The sequence below is a fragment of the Mycobacterium sherrisii genome (genome assembly GCF_002102355.1).
GTDB classification, from domain to species: Bacteria; Actinomycetota; Actinomycetes; order Mycobacteriales; family Mycobacteriaceae; genus Mycobacterium; species Mycobacterium sherrisii.
Genome location: NZ_LQPT01000018.1, coordinates 1 through 1,077, shown reverse-complemented (window position 1 = coordinate 1,077; position 1,077 = coordinate 1). Strand labels below are relative to the sequence as shown.

The following is a 1,077-nucleotide window of genomic DNA, read 5'->3' as shown; positions in this document are numbered from 1 at the left end:
GTCGTCTCGGTGACCAAGATCGTCGCCATGCTCGAACAGGCCATCGAAAACACCCCGGTCCCGCCGCCGCGGGCCGCCTCCGGGCTAGCGGCGGCCCGGTTCGCCCGCGATCCCCGCGACTACAGCCCCACACCCCGATCCACGCCCCGGCCGGACTGGCTGCACGTCATCGACGGCGGCAGCACCGACGAGCAGGACAAGGAGGGACTGTGGTGACCAAGCCTGCCAAAGATGCGGTCACAGACCCGATCTCGGCGGATCTGAAGAAGGCGATGCGTCAACTCAAACTCTCACCGATGCTCGACACCCTGCCCGATCGGCTCGCCCTGGCCCGCCAACAACACCTGTCTCACGCCGCGTTCCTGGAACTTGTCCTCGCCGACGAAGCCACCCGCCGCGACACCAGCTCGGCCGCCCGCCGCGCCCGCGCGGCCGGGTTAGATCCCGCCATGCGGCTCGACACCTGGGACGAGGACGCCGTCGTGCGCTACGACCGAACCCTGTGGACCGATCTGACCAGTCTGCGGTTCCTCGACGCCGCTCACGGTGCGGTGCTCCTAGGCGCGGTTGGCGTCGGCAAGACTCACCTTGCGACCGCGTTGGGTCATATCGCGGTGCGTCGTCGCATCCCCACCTTGATGTTGTGTGCTGATGCAATGTTCAAGCGACTCAGGGCATCTCGTCTTGATAACAGCACCGAAGCAGAGATGCGGCGCCTGGCTCAAGTCCGTTTACTGATTATCGACGATTTCGCGTTGCAGCCACTCGATGCCACCGCCACCGCCGACTTCTACGAACTGGTCGTCACCCGCCACCAACGCAGCGCCACCATCGTGACCTCCAACCGGGGGCCCGACGCGTGGTTGACGGTCATGACCGACGCGATGCTCGCCGAATCTGCCATCGACCGACTGACCTCCACCGCCCACGAACTCATCGTCGAAGGACCGTCCTACCGACAACGCCAGAAGCCCTCGGTTGACAGCCTGCCGTCAAGCGCAGATCATCCCCACTGAGCCAAACAGGTGGTCCCTAGCCCGTGGCCAAACCATGGTCCCATCACCTAGGCGAATGACA

1 protein-coding gene and 1 pseudogene are annotated in these 1,077 nt (G+C 65.2%); both read left to right on the top strand.

Annotation, left to right across the window (positions count from 1 at the left end):
• A pseudogene (locus AWC25_RS01495) lies at positions 1–216 on the top strand (hypothetical protein); the annotation flags it as partial.
• Positions 217–272: 56 nt separating this feature from the next.
• Positions 273–1,016, top strand: a complete 744-nt coding sequence (locus AWC25_RS01490; protein ID WP_085166247.1) for an ATP-binding protein — start codon at positions 273–275, stop codon at positions 1,014–1,016.
• The last annotated feature ends 61 nt before the right edge of the window (positions 1,017–1,077 follow it).

Bases quoted from the DNA above. Each gene is read 5' to 3' on its own strand.
- AWC25_RS01490 (WP_085166247.1), top strand. From the start codon at position 273: ATGCGTCAACTCAAACTCTCACCGATGCTCGACACCCTGCCCGATCGG.